Raw genomic sequence first — 25894 nt, 5'->3', positions numbered from 1 at the left:
AGTTAGGTGAGGGATTTTATTCTACGAGCTCTATTTCATTATAAACTTCTTCTTATTTTACAAGAAAAACTTACGGATGTCATTCCATGTTACAACTAACATAAGCAACATTAATAATGCAAACCCAATAAAGTGAACCATTCCTTCTTTTTGACGATCAATTGGCTTTCCTCGTAACGCTTCAATTAAGAAGAAGAACAAACGTCCACCGTCTAAAGCTGGGACTGGTAATAGATTAAATAAACCAAGGTTAATACTTAAAACTGCCGCTAAACTTAGTACACGCGTAAATCCATAGTCTACAACTTGATCTGTTAGATTATAAATTCCTACTGGACCTGACAACTCATTAATAGAAAATTGACCCGTCACTAATTTCACAAGAGAATCAAAAATTAGTTTCGTCCATTCGTATGTTTGTTCAAATCCTGATTTAATAGAACCCATCACTGTTTTCTCTACAGGAGAATAAACACCAATTCTACCAACTTCGTCTTTTCCTTCTTTATCAAGCGTTGGTGTTACTTTCACATTAAATTGCTCACTATCACGCTTTACATGTAACGTAATTTCTTTATTTGGGTTTTCCCGTACAATCGTTACAACATCTTTCCATGTACTAGTGTTCTTCCCATTGATTGCTTGAATTGTATCGTTTTCTTTTAATCCAGCTTGTTCTGCAGCACTATTCTCCATTACTTTTCCGACCATCGGTTTGTCAACAGGAACTCCTTGTACAAATCCAAGAATCACAAAAATAACAAATGCTAGAATAAAGTTCATTGCAGGACCTGCAAAAATTGTTAGAGCACGTTGGCCCAATTTTTTAGAGCCAAATTGTCTATTGTACGGAGCGATTTGAATTTCTTCTCCCGCAGAAATGATACGAGCTTTTTCATTCACTCGGAATGTTTGCAGCTCTTCCTCGTACTCTTCATAACCCGAAATTGTAAGATTATGCTCTAAATCAGCTTGTTCGACTTCAATGACACGAACATTTGGATATTTTTCATGTCCGTCAAAAACTAATTTCACAACTTCGTCTTTTTCATTTAATACAAGCCCAACCTTTTTTCCAGGTTTTAACTCAACTGTGTCCGCATCCTCGCCAGCCATTCTTACATAGCCACCCAGGGGCAGTAATCGAATCGTATACACCGTTTCATTCTTTTCAAATGAGAATATTTTCGGACCAAAACCAATCGCAAACTCGCGGCACAAAATACCTGCTCTTTTTGCGAAATATAGATGCCCTAGCTCATGGAAAAATACGAGTGCACCGAAAATTAATATAAAGGCAATCGCTGTATTCAATTCCATAACCACCTTTGCTAAATTTGTTCCATCACAAACCGTCTTGTGGCTGCGTCAATTTCCTGAATTTCCTCTAAGCTCGGACGTGCAATGACAGTGTGATGGTGCATTGCTTTTTCAATGAGGTCTTCCACTGTTAAGAAACCAATTCTCTTTTGTAAAAAAGCTTCAACAGCTACTTCATTTGCCGCGTTCATTACAGCCGGCATACTTCCACCTGTCTTTCCAGCTTCATACGCAAAACGTAGACAACGGAAACGGTCTTGATTCATTTTCTCAAAATGCAATGTTCCCATTTCCCATAAATTTAACTGTTTTGTGTCTGAAAGAGGTAATCTATCAGGATATGTAAGCGCGTATTGAATCGGTACTCGCATATCAGGTGAGCCAAGCTGCGCCATTACACTACGATCTTCAAATTCAACCATAGAATGAATAATACTTTCTTTATGTAGAACAACATCGATTTGCTCATAAGGGATACCAAAAAGCCAGTGTGCCTCAATTACTTCTAGCCCCTTATTCATCATTGTAGCAGAATCAATTGTAATTTTCGAACCCATTGACCAGTTTGGATGACGAAGTGCATCTTCTACGGTCACTTGATGCAATTCATCTCTCGTTTTATCACGAAAACTTCCGCCTGAAGCAGTTATAATTAAGCGAGAGATTCTTTTTTCATTTTCACCATTCAAGCATTGAAAAATAGCTGAATGTTCACTGTCTACTGGAAGTAACGATACATTATGTTTTCGTGCTGCTTCCATTACAAGATGCCCTGCAGTTACTAATGTTTCTTTGTTTGCAATTCCAATTGTTTTTTTCGCCTCAATTGCGCGGAGTGTCGGTAATAACCCTACGCTACCTACAACAGCATTCACTACAATTTCTGTATCAGGATGTAGCGCTACTTCTAATAAGCCTTCGCTACCATATACAACTTTTGTATTACCAGAAACAGCTTGTAATTTTAAAACATCTTCCTCTCTTTGCACAGAGACAATTTGCGGAGAAAATTCTTGAATTACCTTTACTGCGTAATCAACATTTTTCCCTACAGAAAAAGCAACGAGACGGAATTGGTCTGGGTGCGAGCGTAACACATCTAATGTTTGTGTACCGATTGATCCGCTTGCACCTAATAAACTAATGTTTTTCATGACTCCACCCCCTCGTTCATTTATTAATTGTATTGTAATAAGAAGTATAGAATTGGTAACACAAATAACCAACTATCTGTTCGATCTAAAATACCACCATGTCCAGGTAAAATTGTACCTGAATCCTTTACACCATAATGGCGTTTAAATGCAGATTGCACTAAATCACCAATTTGTCCAAAAATAGAAATGATAATCGTCAGAACGATTAAAACTCCTACATTCGCTTCAACTGGGAAGAACATATTGTAAACAAGTGCAACAACAATTCCACAAACAATACCGCCTAATGAACCTTCAATCGTTTTATTCGGACTAATTTCTGGCCACAATTTTCTTTTTCCAAATGCTTTTCCTATGAAATATGCACCTGAATCAGTTGCCCATATGACAAATAGTGCACAGAACACATATTTGATTCCTAATATTCTCGTTTCATTTAAATATAAGAATCCCATTCCAACATATGTCGTTGCCATAAGTAAAAATGAAGCATTGTCAAAAGTAAATGTATTCTTAGAAAGGACTGTATATGATAAAAGTAATAAAACAATCACAAATGTGATTTCTAATTTACCTAAACCAATCCATGTAAACAGTTCTGATGCACTACTCGGAATTAAAATAATCCACAATAATACTGCAGCTAAAACTGTTGGTACCGAAATAAGCGTAAGCTTGTTCATACGAATTAATTCATATAAACCTATAGAAGCAAGTGCATACACTAAAACTGTAAAAGGCACGCCACCGTAAATTACGATGGGAATGAATAGCGCGGCAGCAATCACTCCAGTAATAATTCTCTGTTTCACTACCAAACCCTCTCTTTCTACACGCCTCCGAATCTGCGCCCTCTATGTTGAAAGTCCGTAATCGCATTTAGCAAATGTTCCTCGGTAAAATCTGGCCAATACACATCTGTAAACCAAAATTCCGAATAAGCAATTTGCCATAACATGAAATTACTAATACGTAGCTCTCCGCTTGTACGGATTAACAACTCTGGATCAGGTAAAGAACTCGTCATTAAGTAAGAAGAAATCATTTCTTCACTTATTTCTTCCGAACGAATTTTTCCTTCCTCACTATCTTTCATCATATGTTGCACAGCAGAAACGATTTCATCTCGACTTCCATAGTTTAACGCGAAATTAAGAATTAATCCCGTATTCTCTTTCGTATCTTCCATGGCTTTTTCCATCGCTCTGCGCGTATGCGTAGGAAGACGATCTTTTTGCCCTATTACTCGGACTTGTACGTTTTCTTCAATCAACTCTGGTAAAAATGTACCTAAAAATTCTTCTGGAAGCTTCATTAAATAATCAACTTCTTTTTTCGGTCTTTTCCAGTTCTCAGTCGAAAAAGCATAAAGAGTTAATACTTTCACATCAAGGTTACTTGCAAATTTTGTGATTTTTTTCACAACTTGCATACCTTCATGATGGCCAGCAATGCGAGGCATCGCTCTTCTCTTTGCCCATCTTCCATTACCATCCATAATAATAGCAATGTGTTCTGGGATATATCCTTTTTTCACTTTTTCAATGAGATGATCAAACGATGTGACCTTTTTACTTTTAAAAAAAGGAAACTTTTTAAACATCATTCATACCCTCCAACAAGCAGACGTATGCCTAAAAGTGTAAAAAGACCCCCTTAAGAAGAGGGTCATATTTGCGAAATTATCGCTATTACACTTCCATAATTTCTTTTTCTTTGTTTTTTGCGATTTCGTCAACTTTTGCAATATATTTATCTGTTTCTTTTTGGATATCTTCAGTATATCCTCTTAAGTCATCTTCTGTAATGTCGCCAGCTTTTTCAAGTTTCTTAAGGTCATCATTACTGTCACGACGTACGTTACGAACAGCAACTTTTGCTTCCTCAGCATATTTTTTCACAACTTTTACAAGATCACGACGACGCTCTTCTGTTAATGCAGGGAATGCAATACGAATTACAGTTCCATCATTAGAAGGGTTTAAGCCTAAATCTGCTTTTAAAATTGCTTTTTCAATATCACCGATAGAAGTTTTATCATAAGGTTGAATTACAAGCAAACGTGCTTCTGGAACTGTAATGTTCGCTAATTGCACAACTGGTGTTGGTGCACCATAGTAATCAACTTGTACCTTATCCAATACAGACGAGCTTGCACGACCAGCACGAACTGTTGCTAATTCACGAGAATAAGCAGCAACTGCTTTTTCCATTTTTTCATTTGAAGACTTCAATACTTGTTGTCCCATAATTTATTTCCCCCTTACAACTGTTCCAATATTTTCGCCTAAAACGGCACGTTTAATATTACCTTTTTCCATAACCGAGAATACAATTAATGGAATATCATTATCCATACATAAAGAAGAAGCTGTAGAATCCATTACACCTAAACCTGCTTTTAATACATCTAAGTAAGTAAGTGTTTCGTATTTCGTAGCTGTTGGGTCAATAGATGGATCTGCACTATATACGCCATCTACATTATTTTTCGCCATTAAAATAACGTCCGCCTCGATTTCAGCTGCACGTAATGCTGCTGTTGTATCTGTAGAGAAGTATGGGTTACCAGTACCTGCAGCAAAGATAACAACACGTTTTTTCTCTAAGTGACGAATTGCTTTACGACGAATGTAAGGCTCTGCCACTTGACGCATCTCAATTGAAGTTTGTACGCGAGTTTGAATTCCAATATTCTCTAAGCTATCTTGAAGAGCTAATGAATTCATAACTGTTGCCAACATACCCATGTAATCTGCTCCTGCACGATCCATGCCCATCTCGCTTCCAATTTTCCCGCGCCAAATGTTACCGCCACCAACAACAACAGCAACCTCTACATCAAGTTCTGCAATTTCTTTCACTTGTTCCGCAACTGATTTAATAACAGCTGGGTTAATTCCAAATCCTTGCTCGCCAGCTAAAGCTTCTCCGCTCAGCTTTAAAACGACACGATTATATTTCGGTTTACTCATAATGAACCTCCAATTGCTTACATCTTTATTTTAAAAAAGGGAACACAATGTGTTCCCTAATCTGTATTAGTTGTTACCTTTTACTTGGTTCATTACTTCTTCAGCAAAGTTGTCTTCGCGTTTTTCGATACCTTCACCAACAGCGTAGCGAACGAATCCTTTTAATGTTCCGCCTTTAGACTCAACGAATTGACGAACTTTCATGTCAGGGTTCTTAACGAATGTTTGGTCAAGTAAACAAATCTCTTCGAAGAATTTGCCAAGACGACCTTCTACCATTTTCGCAACGATTTTTTCAGGCTTGCCTTCGTTTAAAGCTTGTTGTGTTAATACTTGACGCTCATGCTCAACTTCTTCAGCTGTTACAGCATCGCGGTCGATGTATTTAGGGTTAACTGCTGCAATGTGCATTGCTACATCTTTAGCAGCTGCTTCATCAGTAGAACCTTCAAGAACTGTTAATACACCAATACGTCCACCCATGTGTAGGTAAGCGCCGAATGCATCTGCATCAGTTTTTGATACGATTTCGAAACGACGAAGTGTAAGTTTTTCACCAATTTTAGCGATTGCTTCATTGATGTGCTCTTCTACTGTTTTGCCGCCTTCAATTGTTTGAGCCATAGCTTCTTCAACGTTAGCAGGTTTGTTAGCTAATAAGTGAGCAGCTAGTTCTTTAATTAATGCTTGGAAACCTTCGTTTTTCGCAACGAAATCAGTTTCAGAGTTTAATTCTAAGATTAAACCTTCGTTACCGTTTGTTTCGATGAAAGTTAAACCTTCAGCAGCGATGCGGTCTGCTTTTTTAGCAGCTTTCGCAATACCTTTTTCACGTAAGAAGTCAATTGCTTTCTCCATGTCGCCATTAGTTTCTGTTAAAGCTTTTTTGCAGTCCATCATACCTGCGCCAGTTTTTTCACGAAGTTCTTTTACCATTTGTGCAGTGATTGCCATGTTTTTCATCCTCCTAAAATATGTATTTATACCTTTTAAAAAGGTGTTTATACCTTAAAAAAGGTGATAAAAGGCCGAACCCCTTATCACCTTTCCAAATTTGTTACGCAGTAACAGTTTCTTCACCTTGTTTTGCTTCAAGGATCGCGTCTGCCATTTTAGATGTAAGAAGTTTTACAGCACGAATTGCATCATCGTTTGCTGGAATAACGTGATCGATTTCGTCTGGATCACAGTTTGTATCAACGATACCGATGATTGGAATGTGTAATTTGCGTGCTTCAGCAACTGCAATACGCTCTTTACGAGGGTCTACTACGAATAATGCACTTGGAAGACCTTTCATATCTTTAATACCGCCTAAGAATTTCTCAAGACGCTCTAACTCTTTTTTAAGTTGAACAACTTCTTTCTTAGGAAGTACTTCGAAAGTACCATCTTCTTGCATTCTTTCGATATCTTTAAGACGCTTGATACGCTTTTGGATTGTTTGGAAGTTTGTTAAAGTTCCACCTAACCAACGTTGGTTAACGAAGTACATACCAGCACGAGTTGCTTCTTCTTTAATAGCTTCTTGTGCTTGTTTTTTAGTACCTACGAATAAGATGTCTCCGCCTTCAGCAGCGATGTCACGCATCGTTCTGTAAGCTTCCTCAACTTTTTTCACAGTTTTTTGTAAGTCGATGATGTAGATACCGTTACGCTCTGTGAAAATGTAACGCTTCATTTTTGGGTTCCAACGACGAGTTTGATGTCCGAAATGAACACCAGCTTCAAGCAATTGCTTCATAGAAATTACTGACATAATTTAGTTCCTCCTAAATGGTTTTTTGATATCCTCCGTTTACTTCATCTCTAAGCGAAACTACGAACGTAGCACCAACACTTAAATCAGTAAACGTGTGTACTTTGTACTGACACCACTGCTTACTATATCATACTGAAATATTACAATCAAGTCGAAAATGCGAACAATGTAAAACTTTCTTTTTTTCACGCTCAAATTCTAGTATTACCAACCTTCAATTCCTTTAAGCAAGGAATTGAAGGTTAATTAATAGTTTTCTAATGAATGTTGTCATGACGCCTTACGTAAGCAAAATCATTCTCTTAAAAAAACAAAAAACTCTCCTCAATCGAGGAGAGTTTTTTTATAAATTAGTTTGTTTTTAATTTAGCAAGTTCCTGTAGAAACTTGTCGTTTAGCACTTTAATGTATGTTCCTTTCATACCTAAAGAGCGAGACTCAATAACACCAGCACTTTCTAATTTACGTAGTGCATTTACGATTACAGAACGAGTAATTCCTACGCGATCAGCAATTTTACTTGCAACAAGTAAACCTTCTGTTCCATTTAATTCTTCGAAGATATGCTCGATTGCTTCTAACTCACTGTAAGATAATGAGCTAATCGCCATTTGAACAACAGCTTTACTACGTGCTTCCTCTTCGATTTCTTCTGCTTTTTCACGTAAGATTTCCATACCTACAACAGTTGAACTGTATTCAGCAAGAATTAAATCATCGTCTAAGAACTCTTGACCAAGACGAGCTAAGACTAGTGTACCTAGACGCTCACCGCCACCAACGATTGGTACGATTGTAGTTAAACCTTGACCGAATAATTCTCTATTTTCTACTGGGAATGCTGTGTAGTCACTATCCACACCTAAATTTGAAGATGTTTCTGTAACATTGAATAAGCTTTGCGTATACTCTTCTGGGAATTGACGCTCTGCAAGCATGTGCTTCATACGTTCGTTCTCGATTTGTTGGTGAATCGCATATCCTAATAATTTACCACGACGACTTACAACGAACACGTTCGCTTCAATTACTTCACACATTGTATCAGACATCTCTCTAAAGTTTACAGGCTTTCCTGCTGCGCTCTGTAATAACGCATTTAATTTTCTCGTTTTTGCTAATAATTCCATTTCAAAATTTCCTCCTACATGTTACTTACATATTTTTTCATCACTTGGAAACTAGGGCGAGTCACCTGATGACACTATTACAAAATAAACTGGCTCACATCTTTATTTTTAGCTATTGTCGCTAATTTTTCCTCAACATATTGAGGTGTTATCGTTATTTTCTCTAACGTAATTTCAGATGCCTCAAACGATAAATCTTCAAGGAGCTTCTCCATAATAGTATGAAGTCTTCTCGCTCCAATATTATCTGTATCCTGATTAACTTGATAAGCAATCTCAGCAATCTTACGAATAGCTTCGTCTGAAAATTCAATTTCTATACCTTCAGTCGCTAATAACGCCATGTACTGTTTAATTAGCGCATTGTCTGGCTCGATTAATATTTTAACAAAATCATCCGCCGATAGTTTTGTTAATTCTACTCGAATCGGAAATCTCCCTTGCAATTCCGGAATTAAATCCGACGGTTTAGACATATGGAACGCTCCAGCTGCAACAAATAAAATATAATCCGTTTTTACTGATCCGTATTTTGTTGCAACATTCGATCCTTCTACAATCGGTAAAATGTCACGTTGCACACCTTCACGCGATACATCTACGCTATTCGACTGCTTACCAGCAATTTTGTCAATTTCATCGATAAAAATAATCCCGAGCTGTTCAGCACGATAAACAGCCTCTTGTGTAACTTCATCCATATCAATTAAGCGCTGTGCCTCTTCATTTGTCAAGAGTTTTCTTGCTTCTTTTACAGAAAGTTTACGTTTTTTCGTTTTTTTCGGCATGATACTTCCTAGTGCATCTTGGAAATTCATCCCCATTTGCTCCATGCCAGTTCCTTGCAACATATCAAACATAGAAGACTGTTGTTCCGTCACTTCGATTGATACCACTTCATCTTCAAGAAGGCCTGCCGCAAGCTTTCTTTCCACATCTTGACGTTTCTTTTCGATTTCATCATCTTCCTGTGCATCAGATGTTTGGTTTGAATTTTGATTACCACCAAAAAGCATTTCTAATGGATTTTTAAATCCAGATTGTTTCTCCGGACTCGGCACTAAAATTTCAACAAGACGTTGATTCGCTTGCTCTTCTGCTTTATCTTGAACTTTAACTACCATTTCCTCTTTCACGATACGAACAGACGTTTCAACAAGGTCGCGGACCATCGACTCTACATCTCGACCCACATATCCAACTTCTGTAAATTTCGTCGCTTCAACCTTAATAAAAGGTGCTCCAACGAGTTTCGCCATTCGCCGTGCTACCTCTGTTTTACCAACACCTGTCGGTCCAATCATTAAAATGTTTTTAGGTGCAATTTCATCACGTAAATTTTCAACTAATTTACTGCGACGGTATCGATTTCGTAGAGCTACAGCAACCGCTTTCTTTGCATCTTTTTGACCGATGATGTATTGATCTAATTTTTCCACAATTTGGCGCGGAGTAAAATGTAAATGCATATAAAATGCCTCCCTTACGATTCTACAATTCTTCAACAATTATGTTGTGGTTCGTATAAACACAAATATCGCCTGCAATTTCTAAACTGGCCTTCGCAATTTGTTTCGCTGTTAATTGTTCACTTGCATGTTGCTTTAAAGCACGACCAGCAGCAAGTGCATAATGTCCACCTGAACCAATTGCTAAAATACCATCATCTGGTTCAATTACTTCTCCTGTACCTGAAACAAGGAGCATCGTTGTTTTATCCATGACAATGAGCATTGCTTCTAGCTGACGTAGCATTTTATCACCACGCCATTGTTTCGCCATCTCAACTGCAGCGCGCTGCAAGTTGCCATTATACTCTTCTAATTTTCCTTCAAACATTTCAAAAAGAGTAAATGCATCAGCAACTGAGCCTGCAAAACCAGCTAAAACTTTCCCTTGGAAAAGTTTGCGAACTTTGCGAGCTGTATGTTTCATTACAACAGCATTCCCCATCGTTACCTGACCATCTCCAGCCATTGCACATTCTCCATTATGATGAACTGCAAATATCGTTGTAGCGTGGAAATTTCCCATAGAAAAAACTCCTTTATATGTTTTTATAGCTTTAAAAGCAATTTATGCCCGCGGGTGATGCTTCATGTACACAGAACGCAATCTTTCTTTAGAGACATGCGTATAAATTTGTGTCGTCGACAAATTTTCATGACCTAATAGCTCCTGCACAGTACGTAAATCCGCTCCTTCATCCAACATATGTGTAGCAAATGTATGCCTTAACATATGGGGACTTATCCGCATTGTAAGTGAAGCTTTCTTAATGAGTTCGTTCAACACATAACGTACACCCTGATCTGTTAACGGCTTACCTTTCGCATTTAAAAATACCATATGAGATTGTTCTTCAGTCTTTTGAGCTAACTGTTTTCTCCCGTTCTCTATATAAGTAATTAAAGCATCTTGTGCATAGCTTCCGAACGGAATATATCTTTGTTTTTTCCCTTTTCCCATCACTAAAATTGTTCCCACTGCAAAGTCAATGTCGGTAAGTTGCAAATTAACACATTCGCTTACACGAATCCCAGTTGCATACATCAACTCTAATAAAGCTTGATTCCTTTGACCTAATGGCGTCTCTGTATCAGAAACTTCAAACAATTCCTCTAACTCTTCAGCATATAAAAACTTTGGGATTGACAATTCTTTCTTGGGGAGTGACGCAAGTGCAAACGGATTATCTTTTCGATAACCTTCACGCATCAAAAAACGATATAAACTTCGTAAGCTTGATACTTTCCTTGCGACAGATTTACGGGCTAACTTTTCATCGTGCAACGTCGTCAAGTATAAACGAACATCCGCGTATGTAACATCTAAAAAAGAGGATATGCCTTCTCGCTCCATAAATTGCACAAAATGTTCTAAATCATTTTGATAACTTGCAATTGTATATTTTGAATAATTTCTTTCAATTTGTAAATATCCAACGAATAATTGTAACAATTTCTTCACATTCACATCCATATAACTCACCTCAATAAAGGCTACTAAATCGTAGCACAACTTAGTAGCCTTTGCAAGAAATTTAATTAAATATTTACAAAATTTTGAATTGTTTCCAAAGCGCGTGTAGCATATGCTTCATTTCGCTCTTGTTTCTTTTTAATTTTCTTCTCTAACGGTGCAAATAATCCGAAGTTTGCATTCATCGGCTGGAAGTTTTTCGCATTTGTCGCAGTAATATAATTTGCCATACTTCCCATTGCAGTTACAGGTGGTAATACAACTGGCTCTTCACCTTGTACAAGTCGAGCAGCGTTAATACCCGCTAATAATCCTGATGCTGCTGATTCAACATAACCCTCTACACCAGTCATTTGACCAGCGAAGAATAAATCATCACGTTGTTTATATTGATATGTTGGACGAAGCAAATTAGGTGAATTAATAAACGTATTACGATGCATTACACCATAACGTACAATCTCTGCGTTTTCTAGTCCTGGAATTAGCTGTAACACTTCTTTTTGTGGCCCCCACTTTAAATGTGTTTGGAAGCCTACAATATTGTACAATGTTCCTGCTGCATCATCTTGACGTAACTGAACAACCGCATACGGTGTTTTCCCTGTTTTCGGATCTTCTAACCCAACAGGCTTCATCGGTCCAAATACTAACGTCTGTCTCCCTCTACTTGCCATAACTTCTACTGGCATACAACCTTCAAAGAAAATTTCTTTTTCAAATTCTTTTAAAGGCACTGTCTCAGCAGCAATTAAAGCCTCATAAAAGCGATCAAACTCTTCTTCTGTCATTGGACAGTTTAAATATGCCGCTTCACCTTTATCATAACGAGATTTTAAATATACTTTATTCATGTCAATGCTGTCTTTCTCAACGATTGGCGCTGCAGCATCATAGAAATAAAAATAATCTTCACCTGTTAGTTTTTTTAATTGTGCAGAAAGATCTGGAGACGTAAGCGGACCTGTCGCAATAACAGTTGGCCCCTCTGGAATTTCAGTGATTTCCTCATTCATTACAGTTACGTTCGGATGATTTTTCACATATTCAGTCACTTTCGCCGCGAATTCATGACGGTCTACAGCTAAAGCACCTCCTGCTGGTACAGAGCATTCATCAGCTGCACGAATAATGACAGAATCCATTAGGCGCATTTCTTCTTTAATAACACCAACAGCATTTGTTAATGTGTTTGCGCGAAGTGAGTTACTACATACTAATTCAGCAAATTTATCTGTATGATGAGCTGGTGTTTGCCTTACTGGTCTCATTTCATATAATTTTACTTGGACACCACGCTTTGCAATTTGGTAAGCTGCTTCGCTTCCTGCAAGACCTGCGCCAATGACGTTTACTACTTGTGTTGTCATATATATCACCTTTCCTTTTCTTCCCGAAAAAAATGTGAGCAGTTACGCTCACATTTGTTGTTCTTCTTCATAATCACACGAAATACATTGTACTTGCACGCCTTTTTTCAACTTTTTCTCTACGAGCATACCTTCACACTTCGGACATTTACGACCAATCGGCTTATCCCAAGATACAAAGTCACATTCTGGATACGTACCGCATCCGTAGAAAAGACGTTTCTTTTTATTACTACGGCGTTCAATAATTTGCCCTTTATCACACTTCGGACAAGTAACACCGATTTCTTTTACAATCGGTTTTGTATTACGACATTCCGGGAAATTTGAACAAGCCATAAACTTCCCATATTTACCCATTTTAAAGACCATCGGGTGACTACATAATTCACAGTCTTCCCCAGCTGGTTCATCTTTAATTTCCACTTCACGCATTTCTTTTTCCGCTTTTTCTAAGCGCGGTTCAAATCCTACGTAGAAATCATCAACAATTTTCACCCAATTTGCATTTCCTTCTTCTACTTCATCAAGGCTTTGCTCCATGTTGGCAGTAAATTCAATGTTAATAATTTCTGGGAAAAACTCTAAAATAAGTTCGATTACTATTCCACCAAGCTCAGTCGGAACGAAGCGTTTATTATCTAAAGCAACGTATCCTCGTTTTTGGATTGTTTCAAGTGTCGGTACATAAGTAGACGGTCTCCCAATTCCAAGCTCTTCAAGTGTCCTTACTAGACGAGCCTCTGTATAACGTGGCGGAGGCTGTGTGTAATGTTGCTTCGGTTCTATATCTTTTGAAAATACAGTTTCACCTACTTCTAACGGTGGCAACATCTTATCCTTTTCTTCCGCACCATCATCTTTCGACTCTACGTACACTTTCATAAATCCTGGGAACTTTACAACTGATCCACTTGCACGGAACTGAACATTGTTATTAATGAGTCTCGCTGTAACAGTATCCATTATAGCAGATGCCATTTGACTTGCAACAAATCGCTCCCAAATCAGTTTATACAAACGGAGTTGATCACGACTTAAGAAACTTTTTAGTTCCTCTGGCTTTCTCATTACCGAAGTAGGACGAATCGCCTCATGCGCATCTTGTGCTTTCGACTTTTTCGTTTCTTTCTTCTTCTCTGTTCCTATGTATTCCGCACCAAACGCCTCAGTAATGTAATCACGAGCCTCTGTTTGAGCTGTTTCTGAGATACGTGTTGAATCAGTTCTCATATACGTAATAAGACCTACAGTCCCTTGTTTTCCAAGATCTATCCCTTCATACAGCTGCTGTGCAAGCATCATTGTTTTCTTTGCTCGCATATTTAACTTACGCGCTGCCTCTTGTTGCAAGGAAGATGTTGTAAACGGTAATGCAGGGTTACGCTTTCGCTCTTTTCGCGTTACATTTTCAACCGAAAACGCATTGTCTTTCATCTTTTCGATTATTTCGTTTACTTGTGCTTCGTTCGTTAATTGAACTTTTTCACCATCTACACCGTAAAAGCTTGCTTCAAATGTGTCTTTTCCTTTCACAAATTCTGTTTTAATTGTCCAGAATTCTTCAGGTTCAAAACTTTGAATTTCTCTTTCACGTTCGATGATTAAACGAACTGCTACAGATTGTACGCGTCCTGCACTTAATCCTTTTTTTACTTTCTTCCATAATAAAGGACTAATATTGTAGCCAACAAGACGATCGAGTATACGCCTTGCCTGTTGTGCATCTACTAAATCCATATTAATTGCACGAGGATATTTAAATGATTCTTTTATTGCATCTTTTGTAATCTCATTAAATACAACTCGGCAATCTGATTCAACGTCCACATTTAACGTATTTGCTAAATGCCAAGCAATTGCTTCTCCTTCACGATCCGGATCGGCCGCGAGATAGACTTTCTTTGCTTTTTTTGCCGCTGATTTTAAATCTTTTAAAACGGGACCCTTACCACGAATGGTAATATACTTCGGGGTGAAGTTATTCTTTACTTCTATCCCCATTTGGCTTTTAGGTAAATCGCGGACATGTCCCATGGACGCGACGACTTTGTATTTTTTCCCTAAATATTTTTCAATGGTCTTCGCCTTAGAAGGCGACTCCACGATTACGAGGTAATCTGACATGCTAGTGCCTCCTTAAGAGGTGGATTCAAGTCTTCATCAATCTTATTGATTTCTCTTGTTTTTGTCAATCAAGAATGAATATACCATACAGCGACAATCTACCATTTGTCAATAATTGTTTAATAAAAACATAAAAATATATGGTTAATTTAAAATTTCTTCAAGGATATCCTCCGCATTTCTTACTAGCTTTGCGCCTTGTTGAATTAAATAATTCGTTCCCGCTGCACTCTCAATAAATATAGGTCCAGGAAGAGCAAACACCTCTCTATTTTGTTCTAACGCAAGGTCTGCAGTAATAAGGGATCCACTTCTCGTTTTTGCTTCTACAACTAAAACACCTTTACTTATACCGCTAATAATTCGATTTCTTTTTGGGAAATACCATTTTTTCGGCGCATAATGCGGCGGATACTCTGTCAATAACAATATATAGTCTTTCCACGTGTCATATAAACCTCTATTCTCCTTTGGGTACATATAATATAATCCGTGTCCTAATATTGCAATAGTCGGGCAATTCTGCCCTACTGTAACTTCATGAGCAATTGTATCTATCCCTCTTGCAAATCCACTCACAATAAGCCATTCTCTTTCTAATAAAGGATGTAAAATAAACTCTATACTCTCACGACTGTATAACGACGGTTCTCTCGTTCCAACAACCGCCAATTTATTTACTTTATTTAAAAAATTCTTCTCTCCTTTTCCATATAAAACAAAAGGAGGGTCTTGTATTTCACGTAATAATTGCGGGTAATTTTCATCCCATATAGTCACATAAAAGATTTGATTTCTCTCTAAATAAGATATATATTTCGAAAGGTTTGAACTTTGGAGGAAATTTACTAGTTCTGCAGATTTTTCCGGGGATATTCCAGTGTAGTTTTCTATTTGTTTTTGGTTAAAATTGTATATTACCTTCAATTCCGGATCGACATATAGCAGTCTCTCCATCGCCTTCCAATGATCCGCTAACACGTAATGAAGATGTAGTAATCGTTCTCTTTTCATCCTAATTCTCCTTACCCATAATTTTTATTATGTAAACAGAAAAAGTGTAAAAAGACACCCTCTAATAAGAAGGTGTCTTTCAAAAAGATTAATAGTTTTTACAAGTCTCAAATAATCCCTTTTCTTTTAAAACAGAGATTAATGTTTCACCCATAACAGCTGGTGTTTCCGCTACTTTAATACCACAAGCTTCCATTGTTTTAATCTTTTCAGCAGCAGTTCCTTTGCCGCCAGAAATGATCGCCCCAGCATGACCCATACGTTTGCCTTCAGGCGCAGTTTGACCACCAATGAAACCTACAACTGGTTTTGTCATATTAGCTTTTACCCATTCAGCTGCTTCTTCTTCTGCCGTACCGCCGATTTCACCAATCATAATTACAGCATGTGTTTCTTCATCTTCATTAAATGCTTTTAACGCATCAATAAAGTCTGTACCGTTAACAGGGTCCCCGCCGATACCTACAGCAGTAGATTGGCCAATACCTTCTTGTGTTAACTGATGTACAGCTTCATACGTTAATGTACCAGAGCGAGACACGATACCAACATGACCTTTTTTGTGAATATATCCTGGCATAATACCAATTTTACATTCGTCAGGTGTAATCACACCAGGGCAGTTTGGTCCAAGTAAACGTGTATGTTTACCCGCCATATATCTCTTTACTTTTACCATATCTAATACAGGGATTCCTTCAGTAATACATACTACTAAATCAATCTTTGCATCAACTGCTTCCATAATTGCATCAGCCGCAAAAGCGGGTGGAACGTATACAACTGAAGCGTTTGCGCCTGTTGCTTTCACAGCATCTTCTACTGTATCAAATACTGGTACACCTTCAATATCAGTGCCACCTTTACCTGGTGTTACACCACCTACAATTTTCGTACCGTATTCAATCATTTGCTTTGTATGGAATAATCCTTGAGAACCTGTAATACCTTGAACAATAACTTTTGTATCTTTATTAACTAATACGCTCATTTTTCTCCCCCGCTTTCTATTAGCCCACTAGTGAAACAATTTTTTGTGCACCGTCTGCCATAGATTCTGCTGCAACAATATTTAAACCAGACTCATTTAAAATTTTCTTTCCTAACTCTACGTTTGTACCTTCAAGACGTACAACTAAAGGCAACTCAAGACCTACCTGCTTAGTTGCTTCAATAACACCTTCTGCGATAACATCACACTTCATAATGCCACCAAAAATGTTAACGAAGATACCTTTTACATTTTTGTCAGAAAGGATAATTTTGAATGCTTCTGTAACTTTTTCAGCTGTTGCGCCGCCACCAACATCTAAGAAGTTAGCCGGGTCACCATGGTAATGTTTAATGATATCCATTGTAGCCATTGCTAAACCTGCACCATTAACCATACAACCGATATTTCCATCTAAAGGAATGTAGTTTAAGTCATATTTAGAAGCTTCAATTTCTTTTGAATCTTCTTCTTCAAGATCACGAAGTTCTAAAATGTCTTTATTGCGATATAACGCATTAGAATCAAAGTTTAATTTTGCATCTAACGCCATAACTTTACCGTCACCTGTTGTAACAAGTGGATTAATCTCAGCGATAGAGCAATCTTTTTCGATAAACGCACTGTATAAGCCCATCATAAACTTCACAGCTTGTCCTACAAGTTCTTTTGGAATATTGATGTTAAACGCGATTCTACGCGCTTGGAAACCTTGTAAACCTACTGCTGGATCAATATATTCTTTAAAGATTTTTTCAGGCGTTTTTTCTGCTACTTCTTCAATTTCTGTTCCACCTTCTTCAGATGCCATTAAAACAACTTGAGAAGTTGCACGATCTAATACAAGACCTACATAATATTCTTTTTTAATATCGCAACCTTCTTCGATAAGTAAGCGTTTTACTTCCTTACCTTCAGGACCTGTTTGATGCGTCACAAGTGTAGTTCCTAAAATGCTTTCTGCATATGTACGAACTTCTTCTAAATTTTTCGCAACTTTTACACCGCCAGCTTTGCCGCGTCCACCAGCGTGAATTTGCGCTTTAACTACACATACTTCCGTTCCTAGTTCTTTCGCTGCTTCTACAGCTTCTTCTACTGTAAATGCAACCTTCCCGTTTGGAACGCTAACCCCATAGCTTCTAAGGACTGCCTTACCTTGGTACTCATGGATATTCATAGTCCCATCCTCCCCTGTTTTCCTGTTTTACTCAAAAAGTTTTTTAATGTTTAAAAAACATTACATTGCCATTGTATAAGATGATTGGCACGCTGTCTACAATAAAGTGTCAGAAAACTGAAATCGCTTTATTCTTTTTCAAAAATAATAATGTTTATATACCAAAATAAAAAATAAGCTGTGAATATACAGCTTATTTTTGAATCATATCTTTAATTGGCGCAAATGATTTTCGATGTTCCTCTAATACTCCATGTGCTTCAATCGCTTCTAAATGCTGTTTCGTCCCATATCCCATATGTTGTTCAAATCCATATGCAGGATACTTTCCTCCTAACTCTTTCATCATGCGATCTCTCGTCACTTTCGCAATAATAGATGCAGCTGAAATAGAGACACTTTTCGCATCACCTTTAATGATTGATGTTTGCGGAATTGATGTAGGAAGCTTCATCGCATCGATTAATAAATATTCTGGTGTACATGATAAATTAGCAACGGCATCTAACATCGCTTGCTTCGTCGCTTGATAAATATTTATTTCATCAATAACTTGTGGTGATATAATTCCAACTCCAATCGCAATTGCATGCTCTGTAATTTCATCATAAAAACGCTCACGTTTCGCTTCACTTAATTTTTTCGAGTCATTTAATCCTGGAATATAAAAATCTTCCGGAAGGACGACAGCCGCCGTCACAACCGGTCCTGCTAACGGCCCACGGCCCACTTCATCAATACCAGCAATGTATGTGAGGCCTTTTTCACGTAACTCATTTTCGTACTTTGACATTTCTATAAATTTTTCTCTTTCTTTTTGCGCTAACTCTTTTTGTTTATACCACTTCAAAATTAGTTTTTGAACACCTTTTCGCTCATCTTTCACTAACATTTGAAAACGCTCGTCTTCTTCACTCATAATTTCTTGCAGAAAACATTCCGCTTCTTGAATAGTCATTTTTTGCATCCATTTACACTCCTTTTAAACGTAACCAAAAAGAAAAGACGTACAAACGCACGTCTTATACTCCTTCTACTTTTTCCACATCTTCTACCTGCTCTGCAAACTCTTCTGGTGTTTCAAACGTCATTTTTCCAAATCTTCCACCACGAAGCTCACGAAGTATAAGCTCAGATGTTTTATCATAATCAATCATTCCGCCGCCCATTAAGCAACCTCTGTTTTTTCCAATTGCATCAAATAACTCCACAATTTCTTCTGGAATGTCATTTAAATTATATCGCTCTTTTAAACGTTCTGGATAATGTTTTTCCATAAAACGTAACGCATAAATAGCTACATCCTGTAGATTTAATATAGAATCTTTAATTGCACCCGTCGTCGCTAAACGAAGACCAACTAATTGATCTTCAAATTTAGGCCACAAAATACCTGGTGTATCTAATAATTCCATTTCTTTCCCAACTTTAATCCACTGCTGGGCGGTTGTAACACCAGGACGATCTCCTGTTTTTGCTATATTCTTCTTCGCTAATTTATTAATCAGTGTAGATTTACCAACATTTGGAATACCTACAATTAAAGCACGAATTGCTCTTGGTCTAATGCCTTTAGCAACCATTTTATCGAATTTTTCTTTGACAAGAACTTTACAAGCTGCTGCAATTTCCTTCATACCTTGTCCAGCTTGTGCATTAATTGAAATTGCCTTTTGACCTCTTTCATCAAAATATGCAATCCACTGCTTTGTAAGACGATCATCCGCCATATCCGCTTTATTTAAAACAACAAGCCTTGGTTTATGCGTAATAATTTCATCAATCATTGGATTACGAGAAGATAAAGGTAATCGAGCATCTACAAGCTCAATTACAACATCAATTAACTTTAATTTTTCTGTTACTTGGCGTCTAGCCTTTGCCATATGCCCTGGGAACCATTGAATTACCATGTTGCCACCTTCTTTTTCTTTTATTTCACAATACGTGCATCTTTTAACGGCCAATATAGCATATTTGCTTTACCAATCACTTGGTCCATTGAAATTGTACCAATCGAACGGCTATCTTTACTAAAACGACGATTATCGCCTAAAACAAATAATTGACCTTCTGGAACAGTTTTCTTTCCTGTCATTTCTTCAAGAGTAAAATCATATGTAAGCGGTCCGTCAGCAAGTTGTTTTTTCTGCTTATCTAAATACGGCTCCTCATAAGGTTTCCCGTTAACATATAGTTTATCATTACGGTATTCGATTTCGTCGCCTGGCAGGCCAATAATACGCTTAATATAATCTTTTTCTTCCGTCGCTCGGAATACAATAATATCAAAGCGTTTCGGATCACCTATGTGATAGCCAATTTTATTAACAATCATTCGATCACGGTCATGTAAAGTCGGCGACATCGATACACCATCTACGAGAATTGGGGCAAAGAAAAACTGTCTAATTACGCCCGCTAATACAACAGCAATCAAAATTGCTTTAATCCATTCCCAAAGTGAGCTCTTCTCTTTCTTCATTCTTTCCCCTCCACAGTTATGTAAGCTGCTCGTATTATACCAAAATTTCATATAGATTGGAAAAAGGGAGCTTGTGTATTTACAAGCTCCCATACATGTCTTATCGAATTTCTTTAATACGTGCTTTTTTACCGCGAAGGTTACGTAAGTAGTATAACTTAGCACGACGTACTTTACCACGGCGAAGTACTTCGATGTTCGCGATTCTTGGCGTGTGAACTGGGAATGTACGCTCAACACCTACACCGTAAGAAATCTTACGAACTGTGAATGTTTCACTGATTCCGCCACCACGACGTTTAATTACAACACCTTCGAAAAGCTGAATTCTTTCACGAGTTCCCTCAACTACTTTTACGTGTACACGTAAAGTGTCTCCAGGACGGAATGAAGGAAGGTCAGTTTTTAATTGGCCTTTTGTGATTTCTGTGATTAATTGTTGCATATTAAATTCTCTCCTTTAAACAGATGCTCTTATAAAGTCTTATTAAATTACAGCGGAACATCGTTAATACGGCTACTGATTTCAGTAGCACAAATGTTATAATAGCATATTGCTAGGACTGTTGCAATAGAAAATATATCAAGCCCTTATCGGTCTTCTTTAATTTGTTCCAGCCATTTCTCTTCTTGCTTAGATAATTCTCTTTCTTCTAGTAAATCCGGTCTACGTGTGTACGTACGACGTAGTGACTCTTTATGGCGCCATTCATCAATGTTTTTATGATTTCCTGACATTAGTACATCCGGTACCTTCATACCACGAAAATCAGCAGGACGTGTATAATGTGGATGCTCTAACAAACCTGTGCTAAAAGAGTCTTCCACTTGTGACGTTTGATTCCCAAGTACTCCTGGCAAAAGACGTACAACACTGTCTGTGACTACCATAGAAGCCAATTCTCCACCCGTTAATACGTAATCCCCAATAGAAATCTCATCTGTTACAAGATGCTCACGAATTCGTTCATCGTATCCTTCATAATGGCCACATACAAAAATAACATGCTCTTCTCCAGCAAGCTCTTCTGCCTTCTTCTGCGTGAAACGCTCTCCTTGTGGACACATTAAGACGATTCTCGGCTTACGGTCTGTTTCCTTCGTTAACTCTTCTACTGCGTCAAAGATAGGCTGTGGGGTTAATACCATACCAGCGCCCCCACCATACGGATAATCATCTACACTATTATGCTTACTAGTTGTATACTCACGGAAATTGACAACACGAAGCTCTACCGCTTCTTTTTCTTGTGCTTTCTTTAAAATTGAAGACCCAAATACTCCCGTAAACATATCTGGAAACAATGTTAAAATGTCAATTTTCATTATAGTAGCCCTTCCATTACATGAATGGTTACTAGCTTATTTTCAATGTTAACTTGAAGTACAACGTCATCAATATAAGGAATTAACAGATCTTGACCCTTTGGACGTTTAATCACCCAAACATCATTCGCACCAGGAGATAGAATCTCTTTGATTGTCCCTAACGCTTCTCCTTCTTCCGTTACAACGTTGCAACCAATAATTTCATGGTAGTAGTATTCACCTTCAGCTAGTTCGCCTAACTGCTCTTCTGGTACTTTTATTAAAGAACCTTTAAATTTCTCTACTTCATCTACATTGTTGTATCCTTCAAGTGTTAATAAATCAAATGTCTTATGTTGACGATGAGAAGTTACCTTCACTGTAAGATAGTCTGTACCTTTCTCATCCCATATGTATAACGTGTTCCCTACTTTATATCGCTCTTCTGGAAAATCAGTACGAGAAATAACACGAATTTCTCCTTTTACGCCATGAGTATTTACAATTTTCCCTACGTTAAACCATTTTGTCATAAACAGTATGTCACCCCTGGTTTCTATATAAATTAAGCATTTCCATTTTATATATGGAACATGCAATTTCTCTTTAAATGTTAAAAAAGGGAGAGGAAATAACTCCTCGCCCTTTTTACGTTTATTGAATTTCCAGTGTGACGTTCTCATCATTATGATGTCCCACTGAATACAAGAGCATTCGAATCGCTTTCGCAACTTTCCCTTGCTTTCCAATGACTTTTCCAACATCCTCAGGATGTACAGTTAATCGATACTTTATTTCTCCGTTGCAAAGTTCCTGTGTAACTTTTACATCTCCAGGATGATCCACAAGAGGTTTAACAATTGTCTCGACTAACATTTTCATTGTCATTGCCTCAATTACTTACCTTGTTTAGATAAGTGGAATTTCTCCATGATACCTTGGTTAGAGAAAAGGTTACGAACTGTATCAGATGGTTTAGCACCATTTCCTAACCATTTTAATGCTGCTTCTTCGTTGATCTTAACTTCCGCTGGTTGAGCAACCGGATTGTAAGTACCGATTTCCTCAATGAAACGTCCGTCACGAGGAGAACGAGAATCTGCAACAACTACACGATAGAAAGGAGTTTTTTTAGCTCCCATACGTTTTAAACGAATTTTAACTGCCATTTATAAAGCACCTCCGAATTTATTTCACACAGATAATTATATTAGCAAAAAGACTATTGCTTTGTAAAGTATTTTTTCTTAACAGAGCCATCTTTTTTCCTTACATGAATGGAAACTTCAATCCACCTAGTCCTTTTTTCTTACCTTTTTGCATTCCCGTCATCGTCTTCATCATTTTTTTCATATCATCAAATTGCTTGATTAGACGATTGATTTCTTGTACTGTTGTACCGCTACCTTTGGCAATGCGCTTTTTACGACTAGCATTGATTATTTCCGGTTGTTCTCGTTCTACTTTAGTCATAGAACGAATAATTGCCTCAATATGCCCAATTTGTTTTTCATCAACTTGTGCATTTTTCAGCCCTTTAATTTTATTTGCACCAGGAAGCATTCCTAACAATTCGTCAAGCGGTCCAAGTTGACGCACTTGTCCAAGTTGTTCTAGGAAATCGTCAAGCGTAAACGAAAGCGTACGCATTTTTTGCTCAAGTTCTTTTGCTTTCTCTTCATCAACTGTAGCTTGCGCCTTTTCAATTAATGTTAAGACGTCGCCCATCCCTAAAATACGGGATGCCATACGTTCTGGATGGAACGCTTCAATTGCATCTAGTTTTTCACCCATACCAGCAAATTTAATTGGTGTATTTGTTACAGCCTTAATAGATAATGCCGCACCACCGCGCGTATCACCATCTAATTTCGTTAATACAACACCTGTTAATCCTAGCTGTTCATGGAAACTTTGTGCTACATTTACCGCGTCTTGTCCTGTCATCGCATCGACAACAAGGAAAATTTCATCCGGTTTCGCAACTTCTTTGACTTTCGCTAATTCATCCATTAGTTCTTCATCAATATGCAGGCGACCCGCTGTATCGATTAAAACATAATCATGATGATCTTCTTTTGCTTTCGCAATCGCTTGTTTCGCAATTTCAACCGGACTTACTTGATCTCCCAAAGAGAAAACAGGCATGTCCAATTGCTTCCCTAATGTTTCAAGCTGTTTAATCGCTGCTGGACGGTAAATATCCGCTGCAACAAGCATCGGTTTACGATTATGCTTTTTACGAAGCAAATTCGCAAGCTTACCTGTCGTCGTTGTTTTACCCGCACCTTGCAGACCAACCATCATTATAACAGTAGGTGGCTTATTAGCAACAGCAATTTTGCTTTGCTCTCCGCCCATAAGTTCTGTAAGTTCTTCCTGTACGATTTTAATTACTTGTTGTCCAGGTGTCAAACTTTTCATTACATCTTGTCCGACAGCACGCTCAGACACACGCTTTATAAAATCTTTTACTACTTTAAAGTTAACATCTGCTTCTAAAAGAGCTAGACGAACTTCTCTCATCATTTCTTTCACATCGGCTTCAGAAACTTTTCCTTTGCCGCGGATTTTTTGCATTGTCTGTTGAAGTCGGTCGGCTAATCCTTCAAATGCCATATTGCCGCCCTCCTAATCTAATTTTTCGATAGCTTCAACAACTTGTTTCATTTCTTCATTCACATGCTCTTCTTCGCTGATTAGCTGTTTTAGCTTTGCAACAAGTCGCTGTCGCTCTTGAAACTTTTGAAGTAATACTAATTTATCTTCATATTCTTCAAGCATCGCTTCAGTCCGTTTAATGTTATCATACACGGCTTGGCGACTTACATCAAATTCTTCCGCAATTTCACCAAGAGATAAATCATCTAGATAATAAAGCGACATATAACTTCTTTGTTTTTGCGTTAACAACGATTGATAAAAATCAAATAAATAGTTCATTCTCGTTGTTTTCTCGAGCATGTTGGATCATCCTTTGTTAAGTGATTTCCCTTTACATGATTTAGTTTACATGGAGTACAAAAGAGTGTCAAGTTTTTTTCTTAACATCACATATTTTTATAGAAAAAGAAGCGGAAATACCGCTTCTTTCACTTACACTTCTTCTGTTTCTACTAAGTTCGCAAACAAACCATAAACATATTGTTCTGGATCAAACTGCTGCAGATCATCCATTTGCTCTCCTAGCCCAACAAATTTCACCGGAACATCCATTTCGTTACGAATCGCTAAGACGATACCACCTTTAGCAGTTCCATCTAACTTCGTTAAAACAATACCAGTAACATTCGTTGCCTCGCGGAATGTTTTCGCTTGGCTTAAACCATTTTGTCCTGTTGTTGCATCAATAACTAGTAATACTTCATGAGGAGCCCCTGGTACTTCGCGCTCAATTACGCGCTTCACTTTCTCTAACTCTTTCATTAAGTTTACTTTATTTTGTAAGCGTCCTGCTGTATCACATAGCAATACATCCACTTTACGGGCCTTTGCCGCTTGTACAGCATCATACATAACCGCCGCTGGGTCAGATCCTGATTCTTGTTTAATTACTTCTACACCAACACGATCGCCCCATACTTCTAATTGTTCAATCGCTCCAGCACGGAATGTATCTCCTGCCGCTAATAGGACAGACTTACCTTCTGATTTAAATTTATGTGCAAGCTTACCAATCGTCGTCGTTTTCCCCACACCATTAACACCAACAAATAAAACTACTGTTAATTGATCCTCTTGTATATTAACTTCATTACTAAAGTCGCTGTCACCTTTGTAAATTCCCACTAACTTTTCAGAAATAACAGCCTGTACTTCTTTCGGATCTTGAATGTTACGACGTTGCACTTCTTCTTTCAACTGATCAATTAATTCCATCACTGTCGAAACTCCGACATCCGCACTAATTAAAATTTCTTCTAATTCCTCAAAGAAATCTTCGTCTATTTTACGGTAACGGTACACTAAGTCATTTACTTTATCAGCAAATGAATTTCTCGTTTTTTCTAAGCCTTGTTTAAACTTCTCTGTTACCGTATCCGTTTGTTTTGAAATTTTTTCTTTTAATTTTTTTAAAAAACTCATACTTCCC

At 37.7% G+C, this 25894-nt stretch carries 28 protein-coding genes; all 28 read right to left on the bottom strand.

Annotation, left to right across the window (positions count from 1 at the left end; genetic code table 11):
* Positions 1 to 57: 57 nt before the first annotated feature.
* Positions 58 to 1314 (bottom strand): RIP metalloprotease RseP, encoded by a 1257-nt coding sequence (rseP, locus tag QCI75_RS08265; RefSeq protein WP_144505428.1) that lies wholly within the window; start codon positions 1312 to 1314, stop codon positions 58 to 60.
* 17 nt (positions 1315 to 1331) lie between these two features.
* Positions 1332 to 2474 (bottom strand): 1-deoxy-D-xylulose-5-phosphate reductoisomerase, encoded by a 1143-nt coding sequence (gene dxr / locus QCI75_RS08260; RefSeq protein WP_098777331.1) that lies wholly within the window; start codon positions 2472 to 2474, stop codon positions 1332 to 1334.
* A 23-nt stretch (positions 2475 to 2497) separates the two neighbouring features.
* Positions 2498 to 3289, bottom strand: coding sequence for a phosphatidate cytidylyltransferase (gene cdsA, locus QCI75_RS08255; protein WP_002088171.1), 792 nt, complete (start codon positions 3287 to 3289; stop codon positions 2498 to 2500).
* Positions 3290 to 3306: 17 nt separating this feature from the next.
* Positions 3307 to 4083, bottom strand: a complete 777-nt coding sequence (uppS, locus tag QCI75_RS08250) for an undecaprenyl pyrophosphate synthase (protein ID WP_353760215.1) — start codon at positions 4081 to 4083, stop codon at positions 3307 to 3309.
* An 85-nt stretch (positions 4084 to 4168) separates the two neighbouring features.
* Entirely contained in the window at positions 4169 to 4726 is a 558-nt protein-coding gene (gene frr, locus QCI75_RS08245; protein ID WP_000531506.1) for a ribosome recycling factor, read from the bottom strand.
* Between the two features lie 3 nt (positions 4727 to 4729).
* Positions 4730 to 5452, bottom strand: coding sequence for a UMP kinase (gene pyrH, locus QCI75_RS08240; protein WP_002111372.1), 723 nt, complete (start codon positions 5450 to 5452; stop codon positions 4730 to 4732).
* A gap of 66 nt (positions 5453 to 5518) precedes the next feature.
* Positions 5519 to 6406, bottom strand: coding sequence for a translation elongation factor Ts (gene tsf / locus QCI75_RS08235; protein WP_002088177.1), 888 nt, complete (start codon positions 6404 to 6406; stop codon positions 5519 to 5521).
* A 103-nt stretch (positions 6407 to 6509) separates the two neighbouring features.
* Positions 6510 to 7211, bottom strand: coding sequence for a 30S ribosomal protein S2 (gene rpsB / locus QCI75_RS08230; RefSeq protein ID WP_000111485.1), 702 nt, complete (start codon positions 7209 to 7211; stop codon positions 6510 to 6512).
* Positions 7212 to 7564: 353 nt separating this feature from the next.
* Positions 7565 to 8344 (bottom strand): GTP-sensing pleiotropic transcriptional regulator CodY, encoded by a 780-nt coding sequence (gene codY / locus QCI75_RS08225; RefSeq protein ID WP_002014541.1) that lies wholly within the window; start codon positions 8342 to 8344, stop codon positions 7565 to 7567.
* 77 nt (positions 8345 to 8421) lie between these two features.
* Complete coding sequence (hslU, locus tag QCI75_RS08220) at positions 8422 to 9813, bottom strand: ATP-dependent protease ATPase subunit HslU (RefSeq protein ID WP_144505427.1); 1392 nt, start codon at positions 9811 to 9813, stop codon at positions 8422 to 8424.
* A gap of 22 nt (positions 9814 to 9835) precedes the next feature.
* Entirely contained in the window at positions 9836 to 10378 is a 543-nt protein-coding gene (gene hslV, locus QCI75_RS08215) for an ATP-dependent protease proteolytic subunit HslV (protein ID WP_070144585.1), read from the bottom strand.
* 42 nt (positions 10379 to 10420) lie between these two features.
* On the bottom strand, positions 10421 to 11320 hold the full coding sequence (gene xerC, locus QCI75_RS08210; protein WP_144505457.1) for a tyrosine recombinase XerC: 900 nt from the start codon (positions 11318 to 11320) through the stop codon (positions 10421 to 10423).
* Positions 11321 to 11391: 71 nt separating this feature from the next.
* Positions 11392 to 12696 carry an FADH(2)-oxidizing methylenetetrahydrofolate--tRNA-(uracil(54)-C(5))-methyltransferase TrmFO gene (gene trmFO / locus QCI75_RS08205; protein WP_071718855.1) on the bottom strand — a complete coding sequence of 435 codons (1305 nt, stop codon included), beginning with the start codon at positions 12694 to 12696 and terminating at the stop codon, positions 11392 to 11394.
* A gap of 48 nt (positions 12697 to 12744) precedes the next feature.
* Positions 12745 to 14823 carry a type I DNA topoisomerase gene (topA, locus tag QCI75_RS08200; protein WP_088059916.1) on the bottom strand — a complete coding sequence of 693 codons (2079 nt, stop codon included), beginning with the start codon at positions 14821 to 14823 and terminating at the stop codon, positions 12745 to 12747.
* 144 nt (positions 14824 to 14967) lie between these two features.
* Positions 14968 to 15837, bottom strand: a complete 870-nt coding sequence (gene dprA / locus QCI75_RS08195; RefSeq protein WP_353760212.1) for a DNA-processing protein DprA — start codon at positions 15835 to 15837, stop codon at positions 14968 to 14970.
* Between the two features lie 88 nt (positions 15838 to 15925).
* Complete coding sequence (gene sucD / locus QCI75_RS08190; RefSeq protein ID WP_070144589.1) at positions 15926 to 16828, bottom strand: succinate--CoA ligase subunit alpha; 903 nt, start codon at positions 16826 to 16828, stop codon at positions 15926 to 15928.
* Positions 16829 to 16847: 19 nt separating this feature from the next.
* The gene (sucC, locus tag QCI75_RS08185; protein ID WP_002014529.1) at positions 16848 to 18008 is read right to left on the bottom strand and encodes an ADP-forming succinate--CoA ligase subunit beta; all 1161 of its coding nucleotides are present in this window, start codon (positions 18006 to 18008) and stop codon (positions 16848 to 16850) included.
* Positions 18009 to 18201: 193 nt separating this feature from the next.
* On the bottom strand, positions 18202 to 18975 hold the full coding sequence (locus tag QCI75_RS08180) for a ribonuclease HII (RefSeq protein ID WP_353760210.1): 774 nt from the start codon (positions 18973 to 18975) through the stop codon (positions 18202 to 18204).
* 55 nt (positions 18976 to 19030) lie between these two features.
* Positions 19031 to 19921: a ribosome biogenesis GTPase YlqF gene (gene ylqF, locus QCI75_RS08175; protein ID WP_353760209.1), complete on the bottom strand. Its 891-nt coding sequence runs from the start codon at positions 19919 to 19921 to the stop codon at positions 19031 to 19033.
* Between the two features lie 20 nt (positions 19922 to 19941).
* Positions 19942 to 20493, bottom strand: coding sequence for a signal peptidase I (gene lepB / locus QCI75_RS08170; RefSeq protein WP_002066791.1), 552 nt, complete (start codon positions 20491 to 20493; stop codon positions 19942 to 19944).
* Between the two features lie 100 nt (positions 20494 to 20593).
* The gene (gene rplS, locus QCI75_RS08165) at positions 20594 to 20938 is read right to left on the bottom strand and encodes a 50S ribosomal protein L19 (RefSeq protein WP_002014524.1); all 345 of its coding nucleotides are present in this window, start codon (positions 20936 to 20938) and stop codon (positions 20594 to 20596) included.
* A 146-nt stretch (positions 20939 to 21084) separates the two neighbouring features.
* Positions 21085 to 21819 (bottom strand): tRNA (guanosine(37)-N1)-methyltransferase TrmD, encoded by a 735-nt coding sequence (trmD, locus tag QCI75_RS08160; protein ID WP_002014522.1) that lies wholly within the window; start codon positions 21817 to 21819, stop codon positions 21085 to 21087.
* The gene (gene rimM / locus QCI75_RS08155) at positions 21819 to 22334 is read right to left on the bottom strand and encodes a ribosome maturation factor RimM (RefSeq protein WP_033711967.1); all 516 of its coding nucleotides are present in this window, start codon (positions 22332 to 22334) and stop codon (positions 21819 to 21821) included. Before rimM ends, trmD begins: the two co-directional genes overlap by 1 nt.
* A 121-nt stretch (positions 22335 to 22455) precedes the next feature.
* A complete protein-coding gene (locus QCI75_RS08150; protein ID WP_002088196.1) occupies positions 22456 to 22683 on the bottom strand; it encodes a KH domain-containing protein in 228 nt (75 codons plus the stop codon).
* A gap of 14 nt (positions 22684 to 22697) precedes the next feature.
* Entirely contained in the window at positions 22698 to 22970 is a 273-nt protein-coding gene (gene rpsP, locus QCI75_RS08145) for a 30S ribosomal protein S16 (RefSeq protein ID WP_000268750.1), read from the bottom strand.
* Positions 22971 to 23070: 100 nt separating this feature from the next.
* Positions 23071 to 24420 (bottom strand): signal recognition particle protein, encoded by a 1350-nt coding sequence (gene ffh, locus QCI75_RS08140; RefSeq protein ID WP_002111383.1) that lies wholly within the window; start codon positions 24418 to 24420, stop codon positions 23071 to 23073.
* A 12-nt stretch (positions 24421 to 24432) separates the two neighbouring features.
* The gene (locus tag QCI75_RS08135) at positions 24433 to 24765 is read right to left on the bottom strand and encodes a putative DNA-binding protein (protein ID WP_000891061.1); all 333 of its coding nucleotides are present in this window, start codon (positions 24763 to 24765) and stop codon (positions 24433 to 24435) included.
* A gap of 132 nt (positions 24766 to 24897) precedes the next feature.
* Entirely contained in the window at positions 24898 to 25887 is a 990-nt protein-coding gene (ftsY, locus tag QCI75_RS08130) for a signal recognition particle-docking protein FtsY (RefSeq protein ID WP_002146088.1), read from the bottom strand.
* Between the last annotated feature and the right edge of the window lie 7 nt (positions 25888 to 25894).

The organism is Bacillus cereus group sp. RP43, assembly GCF_040459645.1.
GTDB lineage: Bacteria > Bacillota > Bacilli > Bacillales > Bacillaceae_G > Bacillus_A > Bacillus_A mycoides_C.
Note: the sequence above shows the minus strand (reverse complement) of the source record. Positions and strands in the feature narration are given on the sequence as shown.

Bases quoted from the DNA above. Each gene is read 5' to 3' on its own strand.
- hslU (WP_144505427.1), bottom strand. From the start codon at position 9,813: ATGCATTTACATTTTACTCCGCGCCAAATTGTGGAAAAATTAGATCAA.
- lepB (WP_002066791.1), bottom strand. From the start codon at position 20,493: ATGAAGAAAGAGAAGAGCTCACTTTGGGAATGGATTAAAGCAATTTTG.
- uppS (WP_353760215.1), bottom strand. From the start codon at position 4,083: ATGATGTTTAAAAAGTTTCCTTTTTTTAAAAGTAAAAAGGTCACATCG.
- tsf (WP_002088177.1), bottom strand. From the start codon at position 6,406: ATGGCAATCACTGCACAAATGGTAAAAGAACTTCGTGAAAAAACTGGC.
- rimM (WP_033711967.1), bottom strand. From the start codon at position 22,334: ATGACAAAATGGTTTAACGTAGGGAAAATTGTAAATACTCATGGCGTA.
- trmD (WP_002014522.1), bottom strand. From the start codon at position 21,819: ATGAAAATTGACATTTTAACATTGTTTCCAGATATGTTTACGGGAGTA.
- frr (WP_000531506.1), bottom strand. From the start codon at position 4,726: ATGGGACAACAAGTATTGAAGTCTTCAAATGAAAAAATGGAAAAAGCA.
- ffh (WP_002111383.1), bottom strand. From the start codon at position 24,420: ATGGCATTTGAAGGATTAGCCGACCGACTTCAACAGACAATGCAAAAA.
- trmFO (WP_071718855.1), bottom strand. From the start codon at position 12,696: ATGACAACACAAGTAGTAAACGTCATTGGCGCAGGTCTTGCAGGAAGC.
- pyrH (WP_002111372.1), bottom strand. From the start codon at position 5,452: ATGAGTAAACCGAAATATAATCGTGTCGTTTTAAAGCTGAGCGGAGAA.
- sucD (WP_070144589.1), bottom strand. From the start codon at position 16,828: ATGAGCGTATTAGTTAATAAAGATACAAAAGTTATTGTTCAAGGTATT.
- dxr (WP_098777331.1), bottom strand. From the start codon at position 2,474: ATGAAAAACATTAGTTTATTAGGTGCAAGCGGATCAATCGGTACACAA.
- sucC (WP_002014529.1), bottom strand. From the start codon at position 18,008: ATGAATATCCATGAGTACCAAGGTAAGGCAGTCCTTAGAAGCTATGGG.
- ylqF (WP_353760209.1), bottom strand. From the start codon at position 19,921: ATGGTAATTCAATGGTTCCCAGGGCATATGGCAAAGGCTAGACGCCAA.
- dprA (WP_353760212.1), bottom strand. From the start codon at position 15,837: ATGAAAAGAGAACGATTACTACATCTTCATTACGTGTTAGCGGATCAT.
- hslV (WP_070144585.1), bottom strand. From the start codon at position 10,378: ATGGGAAATTTCCACGCTACAACGATATTTGCAGTTCATCATAATGGA.
- QCI75_RS08180 (WP_353760210.1), bottom strand. From the start codon at position 18,975: ATGCAAAAAATGACTATTCAAGAAGCGGAATGTTTTCTGCAAGAAATT.
- ftsY (WP_002146088.1), bottom strand. From the start codon at position 25,887: ATGAGTTTTTTAAAAAAATTAAAAGAAAAAATTTCAAAACAAACGGAT.
- QCI75_RS08135 (WP_000891061.1), bottom strand. From the start codon at position 24,765: ATGCTCGAGAAAACAACGAGAATGAACTATTTATTTGATTTTTATCAA.
- rpsB (WP_000111485.1), bottom strand. From the start codon at position 7,211: ATGTCAGTAATTTCTATGAAGCAATTGCTTGAAGCTGGTGTTCATTTC.
- codY (WP_002014541.1), bottom strand. From the start codon at position 8,344: ATGGAATTATTAGCAAAAACGAGAAAATTAAATGCGTTATTACAGAGC.
- topA (WP_088059916.1), bottom strand. From the start codon at position 14,823: ATGTCAGATTACCTCGTAATCGTGGAGTCGCCTTCTAAGGCGAAGACC.
- rplS (WP_002014524.1), bottom strand. From the start codon at position 20,938: ATGCAACAATTAATCACAGAAATCACAAAAGGCCAATTAAAAACTGAC.
- QCI75_RS08150 (WP_002088196.1), bottom strand. From the start codon at position 22,683: ATGAAAATGTTAGTCGAGACAATTGTTAAACCTCTTGTGGATCATCCT.
- rpsP (WP_000268750.1), bottom strand. From the start codon at position 22,970: ATGGCAGTTAAAATTCGTTTAAAACGTATGGGAGCTAAAAAAACTCCT.